This window comes from Providencia sp., from assembly GCF_003533305.1.
In the GTDB taxonomy this organism is placed as follows: domain Bacteria; phylum Pseudomonadota; class Gammaproteobacteria; order Enterobacterales; family Enterobacteriaceae; genus Providencia.
This window is the reverse complement of sequence record NZ_DOEH01000018.1, coordinates 122125-148595: the sequence shown is the minus strand read 5'-3', so window position 1 is coordinate 148595 and position 26471 is coordinate 122125. Positions and strand designations below refer to the sequence as shown.

Annotated in this window: 25 protein-coding genes; 9 read left to right on the top strand and 16 right to left on the bottom strand. The window is 39.5% G+C overall.

Features of this window, described 5'->3' with window-relative positions; translation table 11 throughout:
• Nucleotides 1-14: 14 nt before the first annotated feature.
• The 7 genes from DD649_RS11330 (at nucleotide 15) to DD649_RS11300 (ending at nucleotide 5774) form a co-directional block, all read left to right on the top strand.
• Complete coding sequence (locus DD649_RS11330) at nucleotides 15-2540, top strand: fimbria/pilus outer membrane usher protein (RefSeq protein WP_294107120.1); 2526 nt, start codon at nucleotides 15-17, stop codon at nucleotides 2538-2540.
• A gap of 16 nt (nucleotides 2541-2556) precedes the next feature.
• Nucleotides 2557-3525: a fimbrial protein gene (locus tag DD649_RS11325; protein WP_294107119.1), complete on the top strand. Its 969-nt coding sequence runs from the start codon at nucleotides 2557-2559 to the stop codon at nucleotides 3523-3525.
• A 9-nt stretch (nucleotides 3526-3534) separates the two neighbouring features.
• Complete coding sequence (locus DD649_RS11320; RefSeq protein WP_294107118.1) at nucleotides 3535-4053, top strand: fimbrial protein; 519 nt, start codon at nucleotides 3535-3537, stop codon at nucleotides 4051-4053.
• A gap of 14 nt (nucleotides 4054-4067) precedes the next feature.
• Nucleotides 4068-4565, top strand: a complete 498-nt coding sequence (locus DD649_RS11315) for a fimbrial protein (protein WP_294107117.1) — start codon at nucleotides 4068-4070, stop codon at nucleotides 4563-4565.
• A 58-nt stretch (nucleotides 4566-4623) separates the two neighbouring features.
• Nucleotides 4624-4905 (top strand): helix-turn-helix transcriptional regulator, encoded by a 282-nt coding sequence (locus DD649_RS11310; RefSeq protein WP_336430719.1) that lies wholly within the window; start codon nucleotides 4624-4626, stop codon nucleotides 4903-4905.
• 289 nt (nucleotides 4906-5194) lie between these two features.
• A complete protein-coding gene (locus tag DD649_RS11305) occupies nucleotides 5195-5425 on the top strand; it encodes a helix-turn-helix transcriptional regulator (protein WP_294107116.1) in 231 nt (76 codons plus the stop codon).
• A 61-nt stretch (nucleotides 5426-5486) separates the two neighbouring features.
• Entirely contained in the window at nucleotides 5487-5774 is a 288-nt protein-coding gene (locus DD649_RS11300) for a helix-turn-helix transcriptional regulator (RefSeq protein WP_294107115.1), read from the top strand.
• 84 nt (nucleotides 5775-5858) lie between these two features.
• Here the strand turns inward: DD649_RS11300 and DD649_RS11295 are convergent, their stop codons facing one another.
• On the bottom strand, nucleotides 5859-6734 hold the full coding sequence (locus DD649_RS11295) for a LysR substrate-binding domain-containing protein (RefSeq protein ID WP_294107114.1): 876 nt from the start codon (nucleotides 6732-6734) through the stop codon (nucleotides 5859-5861).
• Between the two features lie 187 nt (nucleotides 6735-6921).
• Here DD649_RS11295 and ampC point away from each other — a divergent pair, with 187 nt between their 5' ends.
• A complete protein-coding gene (ampC, locus tag DD649_RS11290) occupies nucleotides 6922-8064 on the top strand; it encodes a class C beta-lactamase (RefSeq protein ID WP_294107113.1) in 1143 nt (380 codons plus the stop codon).
• A gap of 114 nt (nucleotides 8065-8178) precedes the next feature.
• On the opposite strand, the gene hemN is transcribed toward ampC, so the two are convergent.
• The 15 genes from hemN to greB form a co-directional block, all read right to left on the bottom strand.
• Nucleotides 8179-9552, bottom strand: coding sequence for an oxygen-independent coproporphyrinogen III oxidase (gene hemN, locus DD649_RS11285; RefSeq protein ID WP_294107112.1), 1374 nt, complete (start codon nucleotides 9550-9552; stop codon nucleotides 8179-8181).
• Nucleotides 9553-9820: 268 nt separating this feature from the next.
• Nucleotides 9821-10339 (bottom strand): Der GTPase-activating protein YihI, encoded by a 519-nt coding sequence (gene yihI / locus DD649_RS11280; RefSeq protein WP_294107111.1) that lies wholly within the window; start codon nucleotides 10337-10339, stop codon nucleotides 9821-9823.
• 200 nt (nucleotides 10340-10539) lie between these two features.
• Nucleotides 10540-11874, bottom strand: a complete 1335-nt coding sequence (locus DD649_RS11275; RefSeq protein ID WP_294107110.1) for an NCS2 family permease — start codon at nucleotides 11872-11874, stop codon at nucleotides 10540-10542.
• Between the two features lie 186 nt (nucleotides 11875-12060).
• Nucleotides 12061-12813 (bottom strand): amino acid ABC transporter permease, encoded by a 753-nt coding sequence (locus DD649_RS11270; RefSeq protein ID WP_336430718.1) that lies wholly within the window; start codon nucleotides 12811-12813, stop codon nucleotides 12061-12063.
• A gap of 1 nt (nucleotide 12814) precedes the next feature.
• Nucleotides 12815-13567 (bottom strand): amino acid ABC transporter permease, encoded by a 753-nt coding sequence (locus DD649_RS11265; RefSeq protein ID WP_294107108.1) that lies wholly within the window; start codon nucleotides 13565-13567, stop codon nucleotides 12815-12817.
• 186 nt (nucleotides 13568-13753) lie between these two features.
• Complete coding sequence (locus DD649_RS11260; RefSeq protein WP_294107107.1) at nucleotides 13754-14593, bottom strand: ABC transporter substrate-binding protein; 840 nt, start codon at nucleotides 14591-14593, stop codon at nucleotides 13754-13756.
• A gap of 526 nt (nucleotides 14594-15119) precedes the next feature.
• Nucleotides 15120-15833, bottom strand: coding sequence for a phosphate signaling complex protein PhoU (gene phoU, locus DD649_RS11255; RefSeq protein WP_294107106.1), 714 nt, complete (start codon nucleotides 15831-15833; stop codon nucleotides 15120-15122).
• Nucleotides 15834-15846: 13 nt separating this feature from the next.
• Nucleotides 15847-16623 carry a phosphate ABC transporter ATP-binding protein PstB gene (gene pstB / locus DD649_RS11250; RefSeq protein WP_336430717.1) on the bottom strand — a complete coding sequence of 259 codons (777 nt, stop codon included), beginning with the start codon at nucleotides 16621-16623 and terminating at the stop codon, nucleotides 15847-15849.
• 37 nt (nucleotides 16624-16660) lie between these two features.
• A complete protein-coding gene (gene pstA, locus DD649_RS11245; protein WP_294107104.1) occupies nucleotides 16661-17542 on the bottom strand; it encodes a phosphate ABC transporter permease PstA in 882 nt (293 codons plus the stop codon).
• 1 nt (nucleotide 17543) lies between these two features.
• Nucleotides 17544-18500: a phosphate ABC transporter permease PstC gene (gene pstC, locus DD649_RS11240; protein ID WP_294107187.1), complete on the bottom strand. Its 957-nt coding sequence runs from the start codon at nucleotides 18498-18500 to the stop codon at nucleotides 17544-17546.
• A gap of 195 nt (nucleotides 18501-18695) precedes the next feature.
• Nucleotides 18696-19739, bottom strand: a complete 1044-nt coding sequence (gene pstS, locus DD649_RS11235) for a phosphate ABC transporter substrate-binding protein PstS (RefSeq protein WP_294107103.1) — start codon at nucleotides 19737-19739, stop codon at nucleotides 18696-18698.
• A 328-nt stretch (nucleotides 19740-20067) separates the two neighbouring features.
• On the bottom strand, nucleotides 20068-20880 hold the full coding sequence (locus tag DD649_RS11230; protein WP_294107102.1) for a hypothetical protein: 813 nt from the start codon (nucleotides 20878-20880) through the stop codon (nucleotides 20068-20070).
• 200 nt (nucleotides 20881-21080) lie between these two features.
• Nucleotides 21081-22412: a two-component system sensor histidine kinase EnvZ gene (gene envZ / locus DD649_RS11225; protein ID WP_336430716.1), complete on the bottom strand. Its 1332-nt coding sequence runs from the start codon at nucleotides 22410-22412 to the stop codon at nucleotides 21081-21083.
• Nucleotides 22409-23128: a two-component system response regulator OmpR gene (ompR, locus tag DD649_RS11220; protein ID WP_336430715.1), complete on the bottom strand. Its 720-nt coding sequence runs from the start codon at nucleotides 23126-23128 to the stop codon at nucleotides 22409-22411. The genes envZ and ompR overlap by 4 nt, the downstream gene beginning before the upstream one ends.
• A 117-nt stretch (nucleotides 23129-23245) precedes the next feature.
• On the bottom strand, nucleotides 23246-23731 hold the full coding sequence (greB, locus tag DD649_RS11215) for a transcription elongation factor GreB (RefSeq protein ID WP_336430714.1): 486 nt from the start codon (nucleotides 23729-23731) through the stop codon (nucleotides 23246-23248).
• Between the two features lie 170 nt (nucleotides 23732-23901).
• Between greB and DD649_RS11210 the strand changes: the two genes are divergently transcribed.
• Entirely contained in the window at nucleotides 23902-26232 is a 2331-nt protein-coding gene (locus DD649_RS11210) for a Tex family protein (RefSeq protein ID WP_294107099.1), read from the top strand.
• Nucleotides 26233-26471 lie beyond the last annotated feature (239 nt).

The window sequence follows — 26471 nt, the reverse complement described above, 5'->3', positions numbered from 1 at the left end:
ACCTAGGCTTTTCTATGAAAACAAATAAAATATGTCTTAGCCTACTTTTATATTTAGGCTATACGGCACCCACTTACGCAGAAAACCTTCCACTTAATAATAAAATGGAAAGTAATACGTATTTTGATCCTGATTTTTTAGAGTTACCAAATAAAGACTCAGTTGATTTAAGCCAATTTGAAAACAATGAACAATTACCTGGAAATTACTACGTTGATATTTACATCAACACAAATTTAATTGGTGCAACAAATCTTAAATTTAATAAAGGTAACAATAACGAATTGACACCTTGTTTATCAATTGCTGATTTAAAAAGCTTTGATATTAAAATCGCTGATTATCCTGAACTACAAAATACTCAAAATGGCTGTGCCAATTTATCGGCGATTCCAGATGTAAAAAGTGTATTTAAATTTGATTCACAGCGCCTTTATTTAAGTGTTCCACAAATTGCATTAACAAAAAACCCAAGGGGTTATGTTGACTTAGCCGATATTGATAATGGTATTAATGCATTACTGCTTAATTATAGCTATAGCGGTTCAAAAAACTATGACCGTAAAAAAGGCGGAACTGATACAAACTCAAACTATGTCAATTTAAGACCGGGTTTAAATATCGGCGCATGGCGTTTACGTAACTACACTACATGGTCAAATAGTGATAACCAAACCAATAAATGGGATACCGTTTATACCTATGCCTCACGTGGAATAAACAGCATCAAAAGTCAGTTAACGTTAGGGGATAGTGTTTCACCCTCACAAGTATTTGACAGTGTGCCTTTTCGAGGTGCTCAACTGGCGACAGATAATGATATGTATCCAGAAAGTTTGCGCGGTTATGCCCCAGTAGTACGCGGAATTGCACGCAGTAACGCACAAATTACCATACGTCAAAATGGTTATACCATCTACCAAACCGATGTAGCCGCAGGTCCGTTTGAAATTAATGACTTGTATCCAACTGGGGGAAGTGGTGACTTGCATGTCACAATAAAAGAGTCAAACGGCAGCGAACAGGTACAGATTGTTCCCTTTGCCTCACTTCCTGTTTTACAACGTGAAGGTTATTTGTCTTATAGCGCAACTGGTGGGCAATATCGCTCTTATGATAGCCATGTGGATAGGACTCATTTTGCCCAATTCACACTTATCTATGGTTTACCTTATGGCATTACGGCTTATGGTGGAAGCCAAGTCAGTGAAGATTATCAATCCTACTCTATCGGGACAGGACAAAACCTTGGCCGTTTTGGTGCAATATCTATTGATATTACTCATGCAGATTCTAAATTGCGTGAAGACCAGAAAGAAAGTGGGCAATCATACCGTTTTCGTTATAACAAAAATTTAAATGATATCGGCACTAACATCGCATTAGCGGGTTATCGTTATTCAACTAAAGGCTTCTATAGTTTATCCGAGGTGTTTGATGGTTTTCGAGATACTGACTACACCCCTGAAATTGAGCGTCGTCGTAATCGTGGAGAAATAACCTTAAGCCAAAACTTGGGTGAAAGTTTCGGTTCAATTTCAGTTGGTTATATCAATGAAGACTATTGGAACAGTGATAGAAAAACACAATCTGCCACGCTAGGTTATAACAATAGCTGGCAAGGTATTAGCTATAGTTTGAATTATACCTATAACAAAAACACGAATAATTATTCTTACTCATCGGACAGTAAAAATAAAAGTGAAGATGACCACCAGTTCGCATTTTCAGTCAACGTACCATTTACTGTATTCGACGATACTTTCTACTATAACTTCAATAGCAATAGTAGCAGCAACAATTCAAGCACAGGCAGCATGGGGGTATCCGCATCCCAATTGAACAATCGCTTAAACTGGAGCATGCAGCAAGGATTTACCAATAAAGACAGTGGCACATCAGGTAATATGAACGCGTCCTATAAAGGTCAATATGGTGAAATATCTGGAGGCAGTGGTTACAGCACAGATAGCTATAATCTTTATTATGGTGCAAACGGTAGCTTAGTCGCTCACTCAGGTGGATTGGTATTAGGCCAGCAACTTGGTGAAACCTCGGCTATTGTTGAGATTCCTAACGCTGGCGATGTCCCTATTATGAATCAAGCCGGTGTTGTGACCAATAATCAAGGCTATGCGCTAGTGCCGTATGTCAGTGCCTACCGTAAAAACACCATTGATATTGATACCTCTGCGCTACCAAATGACACTGAAATGGACTTAACCAGCCAAAGCGTTTCACCAAGCCGTGGCGCTATCGTGAAAGCAAACTTTGCCGCCAATGTGGGCTATCGTGCCATTATGGTGCTTACTTTCACTGACGGTAAACCGGTACCTTTTGGCGCACAAACAATATTCAACGGTGAAAGTCAGTTAAATGGCATGGTCGGTAATGACGGTGAATTGTATTTATCTGGCTTAGCAGAAAATGGAAATTTTATTATTCAATATAATGATAAGCAGCAATGCCAAGTAAATTATAACTTAGCTGGTTTATCTAATTATATGGGTTTATATAAAACGACTGCGGTTTGCCAGTAATAGGAAATAGATAGTTATGAAAAAAACAAAATACAAAATTATCCTAGTAATAAGTTTATTTAGCCTTTACTCAGGATATTCTTCTTCTGCATGTGTGCAAAATCCAACTTGGCGTGATATGCAGAAGACGATTCCAAATGAAACAATAAATATACAGTACGATGATACATCGATTAAATTACTAAGTTCGATATCGCTACCGATTTACACTGGAAATTATAATCCAACTAATGGCGTTGATATGAGTTGCGGAGGAAATCAAGTAGGAGTCTATCTAACATCAGTGAGTAATGGCATGGCAATAAGTGGAGTTAATGGTATTGGTGTTAGAGCAAGAATTAATTCATTTGGGCCAAATTATTTTTTTCCGGTAAATGGCCCATATACTGATACCACTTGGACATTTTCGAACCTCGGTTGGGTCATTAATATAGAAAAAATTGGTCAGGTGACTTCTGGGGGAGTTATTTCAATAAGGCAATTGGCTAGATTCTACCAACAGAATAAAACAACAGGCACCAACTTTTTCATTTCAACAGTATCATTTTCAAATAACTATAGAATAAATGTACTTAGTTGCTCATTAAAAAATAATCAATCTACTTATAATATCAATATGGGTGACTGGTATGATACTCAATTTAATAACATCGGTGATACCAGTGATATGGTTGATATTCCGATATCACTAACATGCAAAGCAGGAACAAATATTAAAACAACAATTACGAGTAGTGGTGGATATGTTGATGCGGCAACAGGAAAACTTGCACTTTCTGGCACAAACAAAGCGACTGGCGTTGCAATTCAATTATTAGATAAAAATAATCTACCCGTTAAATTAAATACTAAAAATAGTTTGCAAAATAATGTCCCAGCTGGTGATTATCTATTTAATTGGAAAGCGAGGTATATCAAAACGACAAATACCATAACACCTGGAACAGCAAATGCGACAGCTACCGTTAATATTCGCTATGAGTAGGAATAGGCAATGAAAAAATTAACAATAACTTTATCGTTGATAAGTAGTCTATTATTAGTGAGTTTTTATTCATTTACAGCTAATAATATCACTTTAAACTTCACAGGTAATATCAAAGCAGCCACCTGCAACCTTTCTGGTGGTAATAATATCGATATTGATTTTAAACGTTTACCTATTGATCTCTTTAACGCCCCTCAAACGAGTTCAGAATGGAAGCCGTTTAATATTAATTTAAATAATTGTTCCTCTTTTGTGAATCAAATTAAATTAACATTTTCAGGCTCCGCAGATACTACCGATGAAACCAGCTTGTACAAGAATTTAGGTACAGCAAAAAATGTCGCGGTACAACTACAAAATGGGGATGGATCCGTTTTACTTGGTAATCAAAAAGTACTGCAAGTACCACTAAACGGACAAACAGATGCCATTATTCCACTTAGAACTCGTGCATTTAGCTCGTTAGGTAATGTCGTTCCTGGCTCGATATCTGCCAATATTACAGCGACGATCACTTATTTATAAGGACGAATAATAAAATGAAAAAAATATTACTTTCATTATTACTTCTTGCTAGCCCTTTGAGTGCAATTGGGGAAACCGTAAATATCAATATTCATGGTTATATCACTGCAATGCCTTGTGAATTAGTGAAAACTAGCTATTTAATTGACCTAAAAAAAATTAATATTTGGAATATCAAAGATACTCAAAAATCACCTTGGGTTGATTTTTCAGTAAAACTAAAAAACTGCCCTATGGGCACTAATGAAGCCATCATGACCATATCTGGAACACCGGACCTAACCACCGCAGAGTATTTTTTAAATAAAGGTACGGCACAAAATGTTGCGCTAAATCTGGCTAATGGCGCAAATAAAACGACAATCAAGAATGGCGATAAAATTATCACTCCCGTTAATAGCTTAACCCGCAGCGTAGAAATTCCATTTTCAGCCAGAGTTGCAGGCTACGGTAGTGGTATGATGCCCGGTTCATTTAATAGCCACCTCGAATTTACTTTTGTGTACCATTAACCAAATTAGTGTTTTTACTTAACGTATTTTAATCTGTAAGTAGATAGGAGATTATTTAATGCCTGATTTCTATCCCATCTCAAGAGTTATTGGTCACAAGATTACATATCATCGAAAAATGAAAGGAATGTCATTAACCGATTTATCTAAAGTAATAGGCGTTAGTGAACAACAACAATCGAGATATGAAAGAGGAATTAATCGAATTAATTTAGATAAGCTAAATAAGTATGCCAAAGTATTTAATATTAAATTATCTAGTTTTTTCATACTCGACGATAAAGAAAGCGATGAAATTAACGCCTATTTTTTATCGGAAGTAAAAAACATACAGAAATGATTCTTATTTATTGATAACGTATGAAATAACCAGCAGTTTTATTTAATATTTATGTTTTTTTTCTGACGTTATTCGAGCATCAATAAAAGCAAATAGGAACATTGAAATTATTTATTAATTTAATGGCCAAGACCTATTCACGTATAAATGACAATCTGATAGAGTGATAACGTATAGTATTTACCTATGAATTATATTGCATACATTATTTTTCAATTAAAAAACCTCATAAAAACAATCATATCTTGAAGTTTTTATTTCAATGTTATAAATATAAAAGGAATTTACCATGCGAGAAAATTATCCTCTATCTAAAATAGTTGGCAATAATATACTTTATTATCGAAAAATGAAAGGTGTCCCATTAAGGCTAATCTCTAAAGAAATAGGAATCAGTGCACAACAACAATCACGATATGAAAGAGGTATTAATCGAATTAACTTAGAAAGATTAGCACAATACGTTAAATACCTTAAACTAAACTATATTGACTTATTAACTATAAATGATAAGCCATAATTTAATAGGTCATTTAATTAAATAAATAGTGAATTAAAAATAACTAATAGAGGCTTAGATTATGCATAAGAAAATATCAAAACTTGTAGGCTTAAAAATAAGAGCATTGCGAGAAAGTCATGGAATGAGTGCTAAAACATTAAGTCTTTTATTAGGCATTAGCCAACAACACCAATCTCGTTATGAAAATGGTGACGTTAATATACATGTCGATACGATATATCACTTATCTCAAATATTTAATATCGATCCTGTTTATTTTTTTACCGACCTCAGTACCGAAAATAAAATAACAAACGAAGCGCATTGTAAAAAGGATTATTATGCGGCTGAAGCACTTGTCTTTTAACTGTTTATCAACCTACTTGGACATCTAAAAATGTCTATTTATTATAACCGGTGTCAATTTCATCATGACACCGGCTTATTTCCTCTACTTTGATTCATCCAATAACCAATTCTGAAATATTACCATTGCAGGTGTCATCGGTTTGGATTTCAAACGACTTAACCAATAACCGCCCAGAGTGACGCTAATATTAAATGGTTGAACTAATAATCCAGCACTTAATTCATGTTCAAACATACAACTCGGCACTAGTGCGATACCGTTAGTCATTAACGCCGCCTCAACGATTAAACGCGATGAGTCAAATATAGGGCCTTTAACACGCCATGGCTCAATCTCTGCGGCTAAAAACCATTTCTCCCATTCATCTTTACGATAGGAACGCATAAGTTGATGTTCTTTTAAATCAATTGGGTGTTTGAGCTTATGGCCCACTTTTTCTGAACATACCACCGTATGCGCCGTAGAAAATAACGAGATATTTTCTACCAATGGCCAGAGCCCTTCACCAAAACGAATAGCAAAATCAGTTCCTTCCGCAGCTAAATTGACCACGTTATTGTGGGTCATAATACGCAAATCAATATAAGGATATAAATGAGAAAACCGCTCTAAACGCGGTAATAACCAGCCAACCGCAAAAGTACCCACCACTGAAATACTTAATACCTCGTGATAGTGTCCATCTTCAAATTGCTGTAATAATGATTCAATTTGATCAAAAGAACGACTTAGTACTGGCAATAATGCGAGTCCCTCATCTGTCAGCGCTAACCCTCTCGGTAAACGAATAAATAATTCTAAACCTAATTGTTCCTCTAGTAAGCGAACCTGCTGGCTAACGGCGGCCTGCGTTACATTCAATTCAAGGCCCGCACGTGTAAAATTAAGATGACGAGCCGACGCTTCAAACGCCCGCAAGCCATTAAGTGGAAGCCGGTGACGATAGTTACCTGACATAAGATTTTCTTTTGCCTCATCGAATTTTATATCGTTACACATAAAAACCTAAAACACGCATACTAGCCGCCAATAACGCATTGGTAGGTGTTAACAATGTATTTTAAAGTACTTCGAAACAGCTAAATAGTGATTTCCTGTATTTAATTAGCAATAACCTAAACTTTCTCTTTGGATAAATAACCTTATGAAAACTATTTTTCGTCAAGGACGAGTATTTCTCGCCCTAAGTTTGGCTTTTACCTCAATTTCCGCTTTGGCTCTAACGCAACAAGAAATGGATGAGATAATTAAACCATTAATGGAACAACAGCAGATCCCTGGCATGTCAGTCGCTGTTTCTATTGCGGGTAAACACACTATTTACCACTATGGTGTGCAATCAAAACAAACTAAAGTTCCAGTTAGTGATAACACGTTATATGAAATAGGCTCATTATCAAAAACCTTCACCGCCACACTTGCCACTTATGCACAGGGACAAGGAAAGCTCGATTTTTCACAAAAAGTTAGCCATTACATACCTGAACTGAAAAACTCGGCTTTTGATAATGTCACCGTTATGAATCTTGCAACTCATACCTCAGGGCTATCAATATTTGTACCTAATACAGTCACAAACAGCGCTGAGCTAATCCGTTATTATCAACAATGGAAACCTGAGAAAAATATCGGTCAATACCGCTCATATTCAAACTTGGGTGTTGGCTTATTAGGCATTGTGACTGCAAAACAATTAGATATGACATTTTCCGACGCCATGGAAAATCTAATGTTACCTGCACTTGGTCTAAAACATACTTATATTCATGTACCTAAAGACCAACAAAAGAATTATTCGCAAGGTTATAATAAGAAAGACCAACCCGTTAGAGTAACGCCAGAAATATTAGATGCAGAATCTTATGGATTGAAATCGACAGCCAAAGATTTAATTCGTTTTCTAGATATTAATATGCAGGTGACGAAAGTGGCTAAGCCTTGGCTAGAAGCGGCTGAAGATACGCATACTGGTGTTTATTCAACTGACTCATTCATCCAAGATATGATGTGGGAAAGTTATCCGTGGCCGGTATCCCTTGCGCAATTGCAGCAAGGTAATAGAAATGAAATGGCGCTTGAGCCACACAAAGTAGAATTAATTCAACCCGCTCTAGCACCTGAAACCCGTGCTTACTATAATAAAACTGGCTCAACCAACGGATTTGCCACCTATGCGATGTTTATCCCCGAAAGCCAAATCGCTGTAGTGATACTTTCCAATAAATGGTATCCAATACCTGAGCGCATATCTGCCACCTATCAGATATTGGAAAAAATCGACCATTAGTTTTGATTCTTTGATTATCATGCTCTAAATAGTTTGGACTGTAGCAAGGCGGCAAATGAAACTAATCTTTAGTCAGCATAGCCAGCACCGCTACAGTTCAAAATATGACGAGCCTTAAATAACGCGTGAAAACTGCCGCTGCCTCATCTGACTCCTCAGATAAACATCAAAACACATACAAATATTGCGGATCAATAAACGCCCTTGTGGGGTCACTTTAATACCTGCTTCGCTCAATTCAATTAATCCATCATCTGCCATCGGTTTTAACAGTTCTAAATCCTCTGCAAAATAAACTTTAAAATCGATAGGATACATCTCTTCGACCTGTGAAAAATTAAGTTGGAAATTACAAATCAACAACTTAATCACATCACGACGGATGCAATCATCATGTGTCAATGCTAATCCACGCCAGAGTGCCTGACCTTGTTGTTCTACCTGTGCATAATAGGTTTTTAAATCTTTTTGGTTTTGCGCGTAGTTATCACCCAACATACTGATGGCTGAGACACCTAAACCTAATAAATCACAATCCCCTTGGGTAGTATAGCCTTGGAAATTACGATGTAATATTCCTTCACGCTGTGCAATCGCTAGCTCATCTTGTGGGCGTGCAAAGTGATCCATTCCAATAAACTGATAACCATCGGAGGTTAGTGTCGCGATAGTTTCTTGCAAAATATCGAGTTTTTGCTCTGCGGAAGGTAAATCTTCATCTTTAATTTTGCGCTGTGCAGCAAATAGATTTGGTAAATGTGCATAATTAAATACACTTAAGCGATCTGGCGATAATTCCGCGACTTTCTGCAGTGTAAAAGCAAAACTTTCTGGTGTTTGTTTCGGTAAACCATAAATCAAATCAATACTTGTAGAGGTAAAACCGGTTTCTTTTGCTCGCTTGATTAAAGCAAAAATAAAGTCTTCATCTTGTTCGCGGTTGACGAGACGTTGTACTTCTTTATTAAAGTCCTGCACACCCATGCTTAAACGATTAAACCCTTCATGACGTAAATGGTCAATCATGTCTAATTCAATTTCGCGAGGGTCGATTTCAATCGACATTTCCACATCATCAGCAAAATGGAAATGTGTTTTTAACAAAGCGACTAAATGACTGACTTGCGTTTTATCTAGATAGGTTGGTGTACCTCCGCCCCAATGCATTTGGCTGACGGTACGATTTTTCAATAATGCGGCTCGCTGAATAATTTCCTTTTCTATCACTTTTAAATATTCATCAGCTTTATGTTTTTGCCGAGTCACCAATTTATTACAACCGCAGAAATAGCAAAGCTTATGACAAAAAGGAATATGTACATAAAGAGATAATGGGCGCTCGGGATAGCGCTCTGTCGCACTAATAAACGCTTTCTCATCATATTCTTGATTGAATTCTACAGCCGTTGGATACGATGTATAGCGTGGCCCTGAATAATTATATTTTTGGATGAGAGAAAGATCCCAAACGATATTTTGCTCTGACATTAACATTCCTCAATTGACCAATAGCTCAAAACCAAACTTTGGATTGCGCCTTATTTAGATTTTTTATTAGGCGATATTTATACGTGAGTAGATTATATACTCTAAATAATTCAAAAGGCAGCTAGGCGACAACACCGCAACTTTAAGTATGACGAGTATAGTATTGTTATGAAAAAGAGACTTGATGTAACATCAAAGAAAAGTAGTTTAGGGGAAAAATAGGCATTATTTCCCCTCGTGTAAAACGAGAGGAAACATTAAGTGAGGATTATTTACTTTTTAAGATGCGCATAATGTCATCTAGTTTGTCTTCTTCCTCTTCGTTTTCTTCTTCATCGCTAAACTCAATACCTAACTGCTTCATCAGCTCATCGATACGATCTAAACAAGTATCAATATATTTTTGCTCTTTTTCAGTTATCGTTTCACCATCTTCTAAACGAGCTAAAAGGCCGTCTAAGCGATCATCACTTTCTAACATCTCTAACTCTTTCTCAGGCGCGAGCTTTTCTTTCACTATTGGTTGTTTTACCACAACCGGCGCTGCCTTGGGTTGATTTCCATCGAGAATCAAAGCCACTGGTTTTTTACTGCCCAAACGTGGGTCTACCACATTATTTTGACCGTTATTTTGACCATTTGCAGGTTTGTCTTGGTTACGACTACCGGATTTGTTACCACGATGTTTTTTATCGTGCTTACGTTCACGACCTTCAGCATTCAATTCAGCGGTCGTTTTACGGTATTTTTTTTTGGTTTTACTTGTCGGTTTTTTTGGTGAATTCATGGTCTGATACCTTGATAAAGTCAGTTTCTGCTGCGGAATCTAGCAGAATCCCTCAAGCGGCGAAAGCACTGCTTTGCAATTAAAGTAGATTTTTTTTATCCGCTTGATAACTCATAACAGTACATGATTGATTATAGCGCGATTTTGCCCTAATGGGAAAAGCGGCCCCAGAATTTGAGGCCGTTAAATAAAGGAGGTAATTAAGCGTCGACCAGTATCATTTTCAATAAAAATAAAATAGCCACTAAAACAACACATAAACCAAGATCACGCCAACGGCCAGTACCAATTTTCATGGCACAGTAAGCAATAAAGCCTAAAGCGATACCTTCGGTAATTGAGAAGCTAAATGGCATCATCACTGCGGTAATAAATGCAGGAACAGATTCAGTCAAATCATCCCACTTCACGCGAGTTAGGCTTGATGTCATCAGCACACCAACATAAATCAACGCACCTGCGGTTGCATAAGCAGGAACCATACCGGCTAGTGGTGATATAAACATGGTCAATAAGAACAAAATGCCGACAACGACCGCAGTCAGTCCGGTACGACCGCCAACAGAAACACCTGATGAGCTTTCAATATAAGCGGTAACGGATGACGTTCCCATTGCTGAACCCGCAACGGAGCTTAAACTATCAACATATAATGCCTGCTTCATGCGAGGGAAAGTACCGCGTTCATTAGTAATCCCCGCTTTATCCGTTACACCAATCATTGTGCCAGAGGAATCAAACAGGTTAACTAACATGAAGGAAAAAATAACACCGGAGAGTGCGAGATCAAATGAGCCACTAAAATCAACTTGCCCAACAACACTAGTGATACTTGGCGGCATAGAAAAAATACCACTAAATTTCACATCGCCAAGCGCTAAACCAATCAGCGTTGTCACCGCAATAGAAACCAATACCGCAGCATGGATATTACGAGCGGCTAAGATGGCAATAATAAAAAAGCCGAGTGCGCCCAACCAAACATTGTGATGCGTTAAATTACCGATAGATACTAAAGTATCTGGGTTAGCCACGATAATACCGGAGTTTTTCAACCCCATCATGGCAATAAACAAACCAATACCACTGGTAATACCGACACGCAAACTCAGAGGAATATTAGCAATAATCCAATAACGAATACGAAATAAAGTGAGGATAAATAAACCGACGGCACCCCAAAATACAGCCCCCATCGCCACTTCCCATGAGTAGCCCATAGCGCCAACAACCACAAAAGCGAAGAAGGCATTCAATCCCATCGCAGGTGCGACTGCAATAGGCAAATTAGCCAATATCCCCATAAAGATGCTACCTATCGCCGCAATTAAGCAAGTGGTAACAAAGACCGCTTTGATATCCATGCCAGCAATAGACAAAATTTGTGGGTTAACAAATACGATATATACCATCGTCAGGAAAGTCGTACAGCCTGCAACGACCTCTGTTTTCGCCGTCGTGCCGTGTTCTTGTAGCTTAAAAACACGCTGAAACAAGCTCTGTTGTGATGTCGAGCCAGAAGATTGATTACTCATTAGATGCGCCTAAAAAAAGTTTTTTTCGACTCATACTACCGTTAAAATTGAGAAAAGAAAACGATTGCGTGAACTTTAAGACCAAAAAAACCCTAACTTACTGATACAACGTGATGAATTTGAATAATCAACTAAAGATAAATTTTTGAATGAGATAGCGACGATCACGCCGCTATTTTAAGATAATCAGGATAACGCGAGCAGTTTTTGTCTACGCCAAAACAGGAGTTTACGTTTCGCTGCTAACTTATGTGGTACATTTTGGTTACTCAATTTCTTTGCAATCACATTCGCTGCAATTTCAATGCTCAAACACATGACAAAATAGATAAAGGCAACAAATAGGAATACTTCAAGAGGATAAACCATTTCACGGTTATTAACTTGTGTTGCCAAAAATGATAGTTCCGCTACCCCGACAATATAAGCTAAAGAAGTATCTTTAATTAATGCTATCCATTGGTTGATAAACGACGGCACCATCATGCGTAAGGCCTGTGGTAAAACAATATAGAACAGCGATTGCCAGCGATTAAGCCCTAATGACATACCCGCTTGCCATTGCCCTTTACCTATCGCCAATATTCCTGCTTTTACTGCATGGGCTAAATAAGCAGAGGTGATCAATGCCAACGCACAAACGACGGTAGTGATCCCGGGGATCTCCGTTCCCAGTAAAATGGGTAACAAGAAATAGGTCCAGAAGATCAGCATAATAACGGGAATAGCGCGGAAAAAGCCAAGAATAGCCGCGAAAACATTCATCCAAAAGCCGCGTAACATTGCCAATGCGATACCGGCTAAAGTACCTAAAATGATAGATGCGCCACCAGCAAGTATGCTAATAACCAGTGTCAAAGCCGCCCCTTCTAGTGGGCCATCAGGGTAAGCACCAAAAAGTAGGTATTGCCAATTTTGCTCGATAACTGAAAAGTCCATTTTATACCCCTTGCGCTAAATTACGCTGTTGACGCCACTGACCCCAAGCTTCCATCAATGCGATAATGGCAATATATAGCACCGTCGCAACGCCAAAGGCGGTGAAGGTTTTCAGTGTTTGACTATCGACTTGGCGAGAAACGTATGAAAGCTCAGCGACGCCAATCGCCATTGTCAGTGATGAATTTTTCACCACATTCATATATTGGCCAAGCAGCGGTGGCATGGCAATTTTTACGGCTTGTGGTAGAACGACTAATTTCATCGCTTGCCAAGATGTCAGCCCTAAAGCAAAAGCCGCATATTTTTGCCCTTGGCGTACACCACGAATACCCGCGCGCACTTCTTCTGCAATGAAAGGTACGGTATATAGGGTTAAACCCACAAATCCGGCTAAAAATTCAAACGATGGCCAACCAAGAGTCATCCCCAGTAATGTCACCGTATGAGGCGTATTCAGCCACTCCATCGCCGACGATGGCAAAATCTCACCTGAAGCAAAATACCAAAAAAACAACTGCACGAGCAAAGGTGTGTTACGAAAAATTGAAATATAGAGCGTCACTAACCAACGTAGCGGGGCTATTTGGCTATCCTTTGCAGATGCAACGATGAAACCTAATAGCGTAGAAGCAATGATAGTACAAACTGAGATCCAGACTGTGAGTAAAAATCCATAGCCAAACCACTCAAGGTATTGGGGTGCCAGTAAGTTTGCAGACCAAAAGTCATCGCTAAAAAATTTCTCAAACATAATAAATACCTACTTCTTTCACACCAATACACTTAATACTTTAAGGTGCTAACACCCATGCAACTTACAGTATGGCCTGTATAATCAAGAACCCCGCGACATTTGCGGGGTATCTATTTATCTAACCTTTCGTCTCAATGTGTCACATCAACTTGCATTAAGTGAATGAAACATTCTGTTGATTGATTATGACTGAGGCTGTTGTTGGCTCAATGGTGCAAATTTAAAATCACCACGAGGCTGTGCGGCTTTCGTTTCTGGACCAAACCAACGGTCATAAATTACTTGCGCTTTACCCTCTTTTTCTAATTTCAACAGAGTTTGATTTACGCTTTCCACCAAACGATCTTCACCTTTGTTTGTTGCCAGCGCTTGATACTCTTTTGTCAGACTAAATGGTGAGATTTCGAAATCTACTTTTACCTTTTCAGGTAAATTACCAAGCAAACCAACTAATTTCGCATCATCCTGAGTGATAGCTTGTACGTTACCATTACGTAGTGCTGCGAAGGCTTGCGGGGTGTCATCATAGGAAATGACTTTAGTATCAGGGAAACGCTCACGCAAAGTCACTTCCTGTACGGTGCCTTTGTCAGCGCCAATACGCAGTGGTTTGATATCATCTGGCGTTTTCAAAACACCTTTACGTGCGATAAATTTTTGGCCTGTCGCAAAATCAGGGATAGTAAAATCAACCTGTTTTGCACGCTCATCAGTGATGGTGAAGTTAGCACCAATCAAGTCAACTTTGCCTGAGCTTAGCAGAGGAATACGATTTGCAGGGTTCGTTGGACGCAATTCTAATTTAACACCTAAATCATCAGCGACTGCCTGGGCAATATCAATATCATAACCTGCTAATTTTTTCGTTTGTGGATCAATAAACCCAAATGGAGGATTACTATCAAAAACAGAAATACGAACAACTCCCGCCTTTTTAATATCATCTAATTTGTCCGCACTCGCGATATTCGCTGTCAGCGCCAGACCTGTAAGTAATACGGTAGTAAGAATACGAGCTTTCATTGAACACCTCAGACGGTAAGTTTTTGTAAATCGACCATCACAAGCTATCAATTAATGCTTAGCACCGGAAATAATATTAGATAATATATTTATAACTAAACGGAATAACAAAGATAATAAAAAAAGGGCAAAACCCACTGGGTGCCCTAAATATGGCTTACACCATATAGATCGCTTATTGAGCGAGAAGAAAACGAATCATTGAATAAGTGACTAATACTCTAAAAAACGCAGTTACAGCTCAAAGCATGAGGAGCTTCAACGTTTTTCAAAAAAATTGCATTACTCATGCTTTAAATAATTTAGCAGTATGAAACTAAGCCCTAGAAACATACATAAGTATGTGACTAGGGTTAGTGAATGAAGCCAACACCGCTATAGTACGAAATATAACAAGTATTCAATACTTTAAATAATTCGCGATGTGGCAAGGCGGCAAATGAAACTAAGCCCTAGAAACATACACAAGTATGTGACTAGGGTTAGTGAATGAAGCCAACACAGCTACAGTGCGAAGTATGACAAGTTATTTACTCGTCAGCATCTTCTCTAAATTATCCCCACCCACATGACGGAAATCCTGCCCTTTAACATAATAGAAAATAAATTCACAAATATTTTGGCAGCGGTCACCGATACGCTCAATTGAGCGCGCACAAAATAACGCCGTTAAAACACTTGGGATCGTGCGTGGGTCTTCCATCATGTAAGTCATCAATTGACGAACAATACCTTCGTACTCTTGATCAACTTTTTCATCTTCACGATAAATACGGACAGCTTCTTCCACGTCCATACGTGCAAATGCATCTAATACATCATGAAGCATTTGTATCGTGTGACGCCCTAATGACTCTAAACTAATCAACAAGGGTTGATGTTGATGTGAGAATTTTTCCAATGCTGTCTGGCAAATTTTATCAGCAACATCACCAATTCTTTCTAGCTCGGCAATAGTTTTTGAAATCGCCATAATCAAACGCAAGTCGCTCGCCGTGGGCTGGCGCTTAGCAATGATTTTGATGCATTCTTCATCGATAGACACTTCCATCATATTGACTTTGTGATCGTTTTCGATAACTTCACGCGCTAGGGCTTCATCCTGATTATGCATTGCCGTGATAGCTTTGGTGAGTTGTTCTTCGACCAACCCTCCCATCGTCATCAACTCAGTATGGATATGTTCCAGTTCAGCATTGAACTGCCCAGATATATGTTTATTGTGATTCAGCGTATCCATCGTCGGCTCCATATCAACCGTAGCGGCCAGTAATATAATCTTCAGTTTGTTTCATTTCTGGGGTAGTAAACATTTTGTCAGTGTGATTAAACTCAATCAATTCACCGAGGTACATAAATGCAGTGTAATCAGAACAACGTGCTGCTTGTTGCATATTGTGGGTCACGATGACAACAGTGTATTCTGATTTTAATTCGCTAATTAATTCTTCGATTCGACCTGTTGAAATTGGGTCAAGCGCTGAGCAAGGCTCATCAAGCAATAAAACCTCAGGGCGAATAGCAATACCACGAGCAATACACAAACGTTGTTGCTGACCACCTGATAAGCTATAACCACTTTGGTGTAACTTATCTTTGGTTTCGTTCCACAACGCAGCTTTCGTTAGCGCCCATTGCACACGCTCGTCCATATCAACACGAGACAATTTCTCAAATAAGCGAACACCAAAAGCAATGTTATCGTAAATAGACATTGGAAATGGCGTTGGCTTTTGAAATACCATACCAACCTGCGCACGCAATAATGCAATGTCTTGTTTATCAGTCAGAATATTTTGACCATCCAGTAAAATTTGCCCTTCTGCACGCTGCTCACCGTATAACTCGTACATTTTATTGAACGTACGCAGCAGTGTGGATTTACCGCAACCTGACGGGCCAATGAAGGCGGTGACTTTATTCTTTTCAATATCTAATGAGATATTTTTCAGTGCCTGAAACTTTCCATAGTAAAAGTTAAGGTCACGTACTTGAATCTTACAATTTTCAATTTCGTTTGCTTTGATCATGGCTACTTCTCTCTATAAATCTCTGTTCAATCCGGGGCTAGTGTTTTTTCTGTGCAAACACAACGCGTGCAATGATATTAATTAACAAAACGCATAAGGTGATAAGAAGCACCCCTGCCCATGCTAAATGCTGCCATTCTGAGAATGGACTCATCGCGAATTTAAAAATAGTCACAGGTAAGTTAGCAATCGGTTCGCTCATATCTGTACTCCAGAACTGATTAGACAGTGAAGTAAACAGTAGCGGCGCGGTTTCTCCCGCAATACGTGCGATTGCTAGCAAAATCCCCGTAATAATCCCGGATACAGATGCTTTTAACGTAATCGATAAAATCATTTTCCATTTTGGCGTACCTAGCGCATATGCAGCTTCACGCAGACTATCCGGTACTAACTTCAACATATTTTCAGTAGTACGGATAACGATCGGAATTTGCAATAACGCCAATGCAATAACACCCGCCCAACCAGAGAAGTGCTGCATTTGAGCCACCACAATGGTGTAAACAAACAGTCCAACCACAATAGAAGGGGCTGATAACAAAATGTCGTTAATAAAACGAGTTACTGAAGCAAGCCATGATTTACGACCATATTCAGCTAAATAAATACCCGCAAGAATACCGAGCGGTGTGCCAATGACTGTTGCCCATAAAATTAATAATCCACTACCGACGATAGCATTTGCAAGTCCACCACCCGGTGTGTTTGGGGGAGGCGTCATTTCGGTAAATAGATTAATGGACATTCCATCAATCCCTTTAGTTACTGTCGAAAATAAAATCCACACTAACCAAAACAGACCGAAAGCCATTGCTAGCATGGAGATAAATAACGCCATGCGGTTAATTTGACGACGCCATGCTTGGCGACGAGTACGTTCTTTTTGATTTACAACCATTGGCTGAGAGATTGACATACTAACGGCCCTCGCTCTTAGCAAGACGCATCACCATCAATTTGGATATTGCTAACACAATGAATGTAATGACAAACAGGATTAATCCAAGCTCCATCAATGCCGCGGTATGCACGCCACTTTCAGCTTCAGCAAATTCATTCGCCAGCGCAGAGGTAATACTGTTGCCCGGCATAAATAATGAAAGACTATCCAACTGGTAGGTATTACCAATTACAAAAGTAACCGCCATGGTTTCACCCAGTGCACGCCCAAGGCCTAACATCACACCGCCTATCACTCCATTTCGGGTGTACGGCAACACGATGTTCCAAATAACTTCCCATGTGGTACAGCCGATACCGTATGCAGATTCTTTCATCATGACCGGTGTTTGCTCAAACACGTCACGCATTACGGAGGCAATATAAGGAATGATCATAATAGCGAGGATAATTCCCGCAGCTAAAATACCAATACCAAAAGCAGGACCTGTGAATAATTCGCCTACAATCGGAATAGTCGACATCACATTGCCGACAGGTTCTTGGAAGTATTCAGCAAATAGAGGGGCAAACACAAAGAGTCCCCACATACCGTAAACGATACTTGGAATTGCAGCCAGAAGCTCAATAGCGATACCTAATGGGCGCTTTAACCAGTTAGGGGCAAGTTCAGTTAGAAACAGGGCAATACCAAAACTCACCGGTACCGCAATGATAAGCGCAATGAGTGATGTCACTATGGTGCCGTAGATAGGCACAAGTGCACCGAACTGCTCCGCTGGCGCATCCCACTCTTTTGTCCATAAAAACGAAAACCCAAATTTCTGCATACTCGGCCAAGATGCAAAAATAAGGGAAATAATAATACCGCCAAGCATTAACAGAGTGATTAGTGCAGCCATCTTTACTAGCGCACTAAAAATTACATCACCTGATTTGCTAGGGGCTTTAAATGCCGTTGTTTTTTCGGCCATGCGCTTTGTTCTCATTTCACACCTACGATATCATCAGTAGGATTTACAATTTTCATGGCGTTTATATGCAAAATAATTCGAGCTGTATGTCGGTAGCAAGTGAAGCTAACATCCAAACAACTCGAAATATGATGGATATAGAAAGTGGATGCTATTCCTCAGCACCCACCTGCCACTGCCAACCCGAGGCTCACTTTAGAACAGTGATTTACCTTGGCTATCTTTAACTTCTGTTTTCCATGCTGCACGAACGGCTGTTACGACTTCAGGTGGTAAAACTGCATAGTCGAGTGCTTCTGCTTGTTTGCCGCCTTTATCATAGGCCCAGTTGAAGAAATCAAGGACCGCTTTACCTTTCTCTGCATTAGCTTGTTCTTTGTGAACTAAGATAAATGTCGTTGACGTAATTGGCCATGCATTCGCACCGTCACGGTTAGTGAGGTCTTGAGCAAATGATTTAGACCAATCAACTTTTTTCGCTGCTGCGCTAAAACTTGCACCTGTTGGTGATACAGCTTCGCCATCTGCTGAGATAAGCTTAGTATACGCAAGATTATTTTGTTTTGCGTAAGCATATTCAACATAACCGATTGAGCCTGGTAAACGTTGAACAAAGGCGGCTACGCCATCGTTACCTTTACCGCCAACACTTGTTTTTGACCAGTTAACAGTTGAACCAGCGCCAATCTCTTCTTTCCAGCTTGCACTTACCTTCGCTAAGTAGCTAGTGAATACGAAAGTTGTACCTGAACCATCTGAACGTCTAACAACCGCAATTGTTTGATCTGGCAGGCTAACGCTTGGGTTTAATTTAACGATTGCTGGGTCATTCCATTTGGTGATTTTGCCGAGATAAATATCACCGAGTGTTTTACCATCGAGGGTCAATTGACCTGATTCAATGCCTTTTACGTTTACAGCAAGAACCACGCCACCAATCACGGTAGGGAATTGGAATAAACCATCTTCTTTTAATTTTTCATCCGTCAATGGTGCATCTGATGCACCAAAATCAACGGTTTTTGCATTAATTTGTTTAACTCCACCAGAAGAACCGATCCCCTGATAGTTCACTTTATTACCTGTTTCTTTCTGATAAGAGTCAGCCCACTTCGCATAAACCGGAGCAGGGAATGTAGCACCAGCTCCCGTCAGGTTAGTAGCAGCAAAAGAAGACATTGCAGTCAAAGATAAAGTTGCTGCCATTACGCTTGTTAGGGTGGTACGCATCATTTTCATAATCCCTCCGGGGATGTAAGAAACAATCAAGTATTAAATTGTGGGTGAATGTCACGATAGGGAAAATAAGATAATTTGGTTGCAGCAACATGTCATATTTATGACAGTTTTATGACAGTTGATTTTTTCAATGTATTTATAGCGAAAAAAAACAGCGACACATAATGAAGATAACAATAAAACCAAATAGTTATATAAAAATAAAGGAATGGATATACGCTATAAAAAAAATGACACATTGTCATAAAAAATTTAAAAATGTTTTTTTTATAAAAAATAAACTCACATTAGCGAGTTTATTTTAGTGATAAATAGAATAAGCATTACGTTACCATAATTTAATACCTGTTTTATGCAGGCTAGGAGCAGTTATCTTGCTTGAAAGCTCGCTTATCATATCCTTTGTTACAGTTTCGACTTTTTTCTTTACTTGTTTTTCAGTTTCTATTTTTGCATTAATGACCATTTGTTCTTTTGAAGAAAAAATTGGTTTTACCTGCGAGTTTTTAGCCCGTTTTGCTTCGACCAACTCTGCTTTTATATATTTATCCCTGATTTGTTTAAACATAGGACTCTCTTCTAAACTTTTCGCAGAAAAAACAATCGATCCTTTCTTTCTTTCAGGCACAGGGGCTAATTTTTTTGATTTTAAAGATACGATGATATCTTCGGTTAACGCTTTAGCCGCATACTCAGGCTTATTACATTTTTTTCCTGCATCTTTAAACATTTGAAGTTTAGCCATTTCTTCAAATAAACCTGGAGCAACTTTACCTTTTGACGATTGACTTACCATAGTGCGCTTTCCTTCCGGTCTCTCTAAGGTAGCATCTTGGGATAACCTCAAAATTGGTGAAAGTAGTGGTAGAGATAAAGGCATTGGCGGCGGAGGTGGCGTTGAAGATAACTTCGATTCAACCTGTTTTTTGGGTGAAATGCCCACTACCTCTGTATGCTGATCACTCCAAGTCACTTTTTTCGATTTTTTTTCAGTTCTTGAACTAAAAACATCTTGAACATTAATCACCTTGTTCATTTTTACCAAAACGACTTTTTTTTCACTATCTAATGGAAGGGTGCTTAATACTGTTACATTTTGAGACTTTTTAATGGCTCCAGCTAAATTATTAATAATCGACATAATATTGATCCTAATGATTTGATTGACCACTATTATCTAAGTAACTCAATCATCGGATCTTTCAGATAACGATTGTATTATGTATAGGATAAATATTTATTTTTACCGAATGAATAACTAGGAATGAATACAATTGGAGGATAACGACTATTGAGCAAATCGATAGGTGCAGCTAGATTTAACTAACTGCTTTTTTTAAATTATTCTTCTTTCTCTTTCAATGGTAGGAGTGCGCGAATAGCAAATCCACCGCGCTCACTTTTATGAATTTCAATGTTTCCTTCGTGAGCATCAACTATACGGCGAATAATGGCAAGTCCCAAGCCTGTTCCTGTATTACTACGAGCTTTTTCACCTTGTACAAAAGGTTGGAATAAGCGTTGGATATCTTCTTCTTTGATCCCTATGCCATCATCTTCGACTTGGAACCAAACAGAATCTTCATTTTTACCGCTACTGACCTTAATCCAACCGTTACCATAACGATATGCGTTAACTATCATATTGGTAATCGCACGTTTAATCGCTAATGGATTACCATTAACCATCATCGAGCCAGATTCAAGTGAAGTTTCAATTTCACCAACAACGCTCATTTCAGACGTGACTGCTTCCATTAAAATAGCGTTCAGGTCGCAGAACTCCATTTCCATCTCTTGCCCTGTTTTCAGGTAAGACATGAACTGACCAATAATCGCGTCACACTCTTCAATATCTTTATTTATCGATTCTGCCAAATAATTATCTTCTGGACTCATCATTTCTGTGGCGAGACGAATACGTGTCAATGGCGTTCTTAAATCATGGCTAACCCCTGCCATTAATACAGTTCGGTCATTTTCCAGTGTTTTAATACCGGTAGCCATATGATTAAATGAACGAATTGCAGCCCTAACCTCTGCGGCACCTTTTTCCTGCATTGGGGGTAAACTTGCCCCTTTACCCACCTCGCCCGCATGGTATTCCAATTCAAGCAGTGGTTTATTTTGATAACGGATATACAACCAAACACCCGCAAAAATGGTAAGGAAAATAGTCAGCGTATAGCGAAAAACGAGGGAGAATTGATTTTGACCGATCTCAGTCAAAGGCACTCGCACCCAAATATCGGGTGCAAGATAAGACGTCAGCCATAAAATCGGGTACTCACGACCAAGCTCAAGATGAACACTTGCTTTGCCACCGAGATATTCCGACATATTTTTACTCAGAAAATCATATTCTTTTGCCCAATTCAATCCTTCTTCCATCGCGGCTGAATGTGCATAAAAAGTAATACCTAATTCATTATAGATTTTCTTGCGTAAAGCTGGAGATACTCGAACTGAGGTTCCATCTTGTAGAACCATTTTCTCTGTCATTAATGTTCTTACTTCGTAAGCCAGCACTTTATTGAATTGTTGTAAGCTAGGCATGACAACAAAATTCAACACGACCATATAGCTGGTCACAAGACTAGCAAACAATAAAGCAACAAATAAAAACAACGAGCGAGAAAATGTGCTACGTCGTGAGAACCTCAATCGTTTCATGCTTTACTACCATCCGGAACAAACACGTAGCCCAAACCCCAAACGGTTTGAATATAGCGAGGGTGTGCAGGATCTTCTTCAACCATACGGCGTAAACGAGAGATTTGAACGTCGATAGAACGTTCCATAGCACTATATTCACGGCCTCGCGCTAAGCTCATCAGTTTATCACGAGATAATGGCTCTCTTGGGTAAGAAACCAAAACTTTTAAGACCGCAAATTCACCGCTCGTCAACGGCATGTTTTCTTCACCTTGGAACATTTCACGAGTACCAAGATTCAGTTTAAATTTACCGAACGTAATGACAGCATCATCCTGAGATGGCGCACCCGGTAATTCATTTGCTTGACGGCGTAGTACTGCTCGAATTCGAGCCAATAATTCACGAGGGTTGAAAGGCTTAGGTATATAGTCATCCGCACCGATTTCTAAACCAACGATACGGTCAACTTCTTCACCCTTAGCCGTTACCATAATGATAGGAATTGGGTTGTTTTGGCTGCGTAAGCGACGGCAAATAGATAATCCATCTTCGCCTGGTAACATCAAGTCTAATACGATCAAATGAATGGATTCTCGAGTCAAAATCCTATCCATTTGTTCTGCATTCGCAGCACTTCTTACCTGAAACCCTTGCTCAGAAAGGTAACGCTCCAGCAGTGCACGTAAACGCATGTCATCATCGACGACAAGAACCTTATAACTTTCCTGCATTGTGTAGCCCTCAAGATGTGCATCTTTAGAATTATTTTTCTATTGAATGTGAACATATATAATATTTATGCTCACTAATTTACCATTAACCTAAGATTTAATGAATCATTTTACACTTCATGCGGTTAGTGGCTTATAGCTTATTTCTAGAACAAAATAGGTAACTTGTCCACCTGGTGTGCTAACAGTGATTTCATCATCCACTTGTTTGCCTATCAGGGCTCGTGCTACAGGAGAATCTATCGAAATCCATTGTTTGGCTGGATCAAACTCATCCGCACCCACTAACCGGAATATTCTGATATTTTCATTTTCATCTTCTAGTTTAACCCATGCACCAAAAAACACACGCCCCTCTTGGCGAGGGTCGGGTTCAATAATCCTGAGTTGGTCCAGCCTTTTGGATAAAAAACGCACACGTCTATCAATTTCTCGCAGCCTTTTTTTACCATAAATGTATTCCGCATTTTCTGAACGATCGCCTTGAGCAGCCGCTTCAGTGACAGACTGAGTCACAATGGGGCGCTCTTCTTTCCAAAGATATTTTAATTCTTTATCAAGGGCATCCCAGCCATCACGTGTAATTAATAGACTTTTCGCCATAACCTTCAAATATGTATAAGTTGATCCGTTAATTATAATATTTTATACAAAATAATCTGCGACTTTCATACCAATAGAATTAAATTCATTCTGGAAATTCTCTCTACCACCAAGTATAACAGTGCCATTGATTTTTTTTCCGTTCTTTGAAGTAGGTATTTAAACACGACATGAATGAAACTCTAAGCCAAATCATTGCAGCTGAGCTGCATACCCAACCTAAACAAGTATTTTCTGCCATCACACTGCTTGATGAAGGTAATACTGTCCCGTTTATTTCGCGTTATCGTAAAGAGGTTACCGGCGGGTTGGACGATACTCAGCTTCGCCAGCTTGAGAGCCGTTTAGGATACCTAAGAGAACTCAACGATCGTAAGCAAACCATTCTTAAATCAATTGAAGAACAAGGTAAACTAACACCTGAGCTCAGTAATGCGATTAATACCACTTTAAATAAAACTGAGCTTGAAGACCTTTATTTACCCTTCAAACCTAAGCGCCGTACCCGTGGCCAGATTGCCATTGAAGCCGGATTAGAGCCTTTAGCCGATACGCTTTGGAGTGACCCGAGTCAATCACCTGATACACTCGCCCAAACCTTTATTAATGCAGACAACGGTGTAGCAGATATCAAAGCGGCTTTAGATGGTGCAAGATACATTTTAATGGAGCGTTTCGCCGAAGATGCATCACTTTTAGCTAAAGTTCGTGACTATTTATGGAAAAATGCCCACTTAGTTTCTGTTGTTGCTGATGGCAAACAAACAGAAGGCGTTAAATTTAGCGACTATTTTAAGCATCAAGAACCCGTTTCCCAAGTTCCATCCCACCGCGCACTCGCCATGTTTCGTGGCCGAAATGAAGGAATTTTGCAGCTTTCGCTCAACTGTGACCCGCAATTTGAGGAGCCACCAAAAGAAAGTTACTGTGAAGAAATTATTACTCGCCACCTTGACCTACGTTTAAATAATGCCCCTGCTGACCAATGGCGTAAGGCCGTCGTGAGCTGGACATGGCGTGTTAAGGTGTTGCTGCATTTAGAAACTGAGATCATGAGTGTACTGCGTGAGAAAGCAGAAGAAGAAGCCATTAATGTCTTCGCCCGTAATCTCAATGACTTACTAATGGCAGCGCCTGCTGGTATGCGCGCAACAATGGGGCTAGATCCAGGTTTGCGTACAGGTGTTAAAGTTGCCGTTGTCGATGCAACCGGTAAAGTTATCGCGACAGATACAATTTATCCACATACTGGACAAGCAGCAAAATCAGCCACAATTGTGGCAGAGCTGTGTCAAAAACACCAAGTTGAGCTTGTTGCTATCGGTAACGGGACAGCATCAAGAGAAACCGAACGCTTCTTTGCTGAGGTACAAAATCAGTATCCGGGTGTCACTGCACAGAAAGTGATTGTCAGCGAAGCTGGCGCATCCGTTTACTCGGCATCAGAATTAGCGGCTTTAGAGTTTCCAAATCTTGATGTGACCTTACGTGGCGCAGTATCCATTGCCCGTCGCTTGCAAGACCCTCTAGCTGAACTGGTTAAAATCGACCCGAAATCAATTGGTGTAGGCCAATATCAGCATGATGTAAGCCAAACACAATTAGCGCGTAAGCTTGATGTAGTGGTTGAAGACTGCGTAAACTCAGTCGGTGTTGATCTTAATACCGCATCAGTTCCACTACTGACTCGCGTTGCAGGCTTGAGTAAAATGATCGCGCAAAATGTCGTGGATTGGCGTGATGAAAATGGCCAATTTGCTGATAGAAAACAGCTGTTAAAAGTTGCGCGTCTTGGCCCCAAAGCGTTTGAACAATGCGCCGGTTTCTTGCGGATCACCAATGGGAACAATCCGTTGGATGCATCAACCGTCCACCCTGAAGCCTATCCTATCGTGGAAAAAATTCTGGAAGTCGTCCGCCAGCCACTAAAAGAAATCATGGGTAACTCACAAGTATTAAACGGCTTAAGCCCGCGTGAATTCACCACTGAGCAATTTGGTGTACCGACCGTGACTGACATTATTAAAGAACTTGAAAAACCAGGCCGTGACCCTCGCCCTGAATTTAAAACGGCAACCTTTGCCGATGGTGTCGAAACCATGAATGACCTTACTCCGGGAATGATCTTAGAAGGGACGGTAACTAACGTCACTAACTTCGGGGCATTTGTGGACATCGGCGTTCACCAAGATGGACTGGTACACATCTCATCCCTATCCAATAGCTATGTTGAAGATCCGCATAAAGTCGTCAAGACAGGGGAAATCGTCAAAGTTAAAGTGGTCGATGTGGATATTCCACGTAAACGTATTGCACTGACAATGCGTTTAGACGAACAACCTGGGGACACAAATAGTGCGCCTCGCAATGCGAGTCCAGCCCAAGAAAAAAACACACGTAAAGCACCTGCGCCTAGAGGCCAATCTCGCCAAAACTCAGCATCATCCGGCAATAGCGCCATGAGTGATGCATTGGCGGCAGCACTCGGCAAAAAACGTTAAAAATCCATTAATCGGCTCCATAACATGATAGTTATGGGGTCGATTATTAATTAAGCGTTTAGTTTTCAATATATTCAATTACAAATTAAATTAATAAAACTCATCTTTTGTTTAAATCTAACTCCGTATATTTACTCACGCCTTAAACTCATCGTCGCCAACAAAACACTGTCAACTCAACGCTTCGTTGATCCACATCAAGCCAAATTGACGAAAAAAGAGGCTAAATATAACAAAAG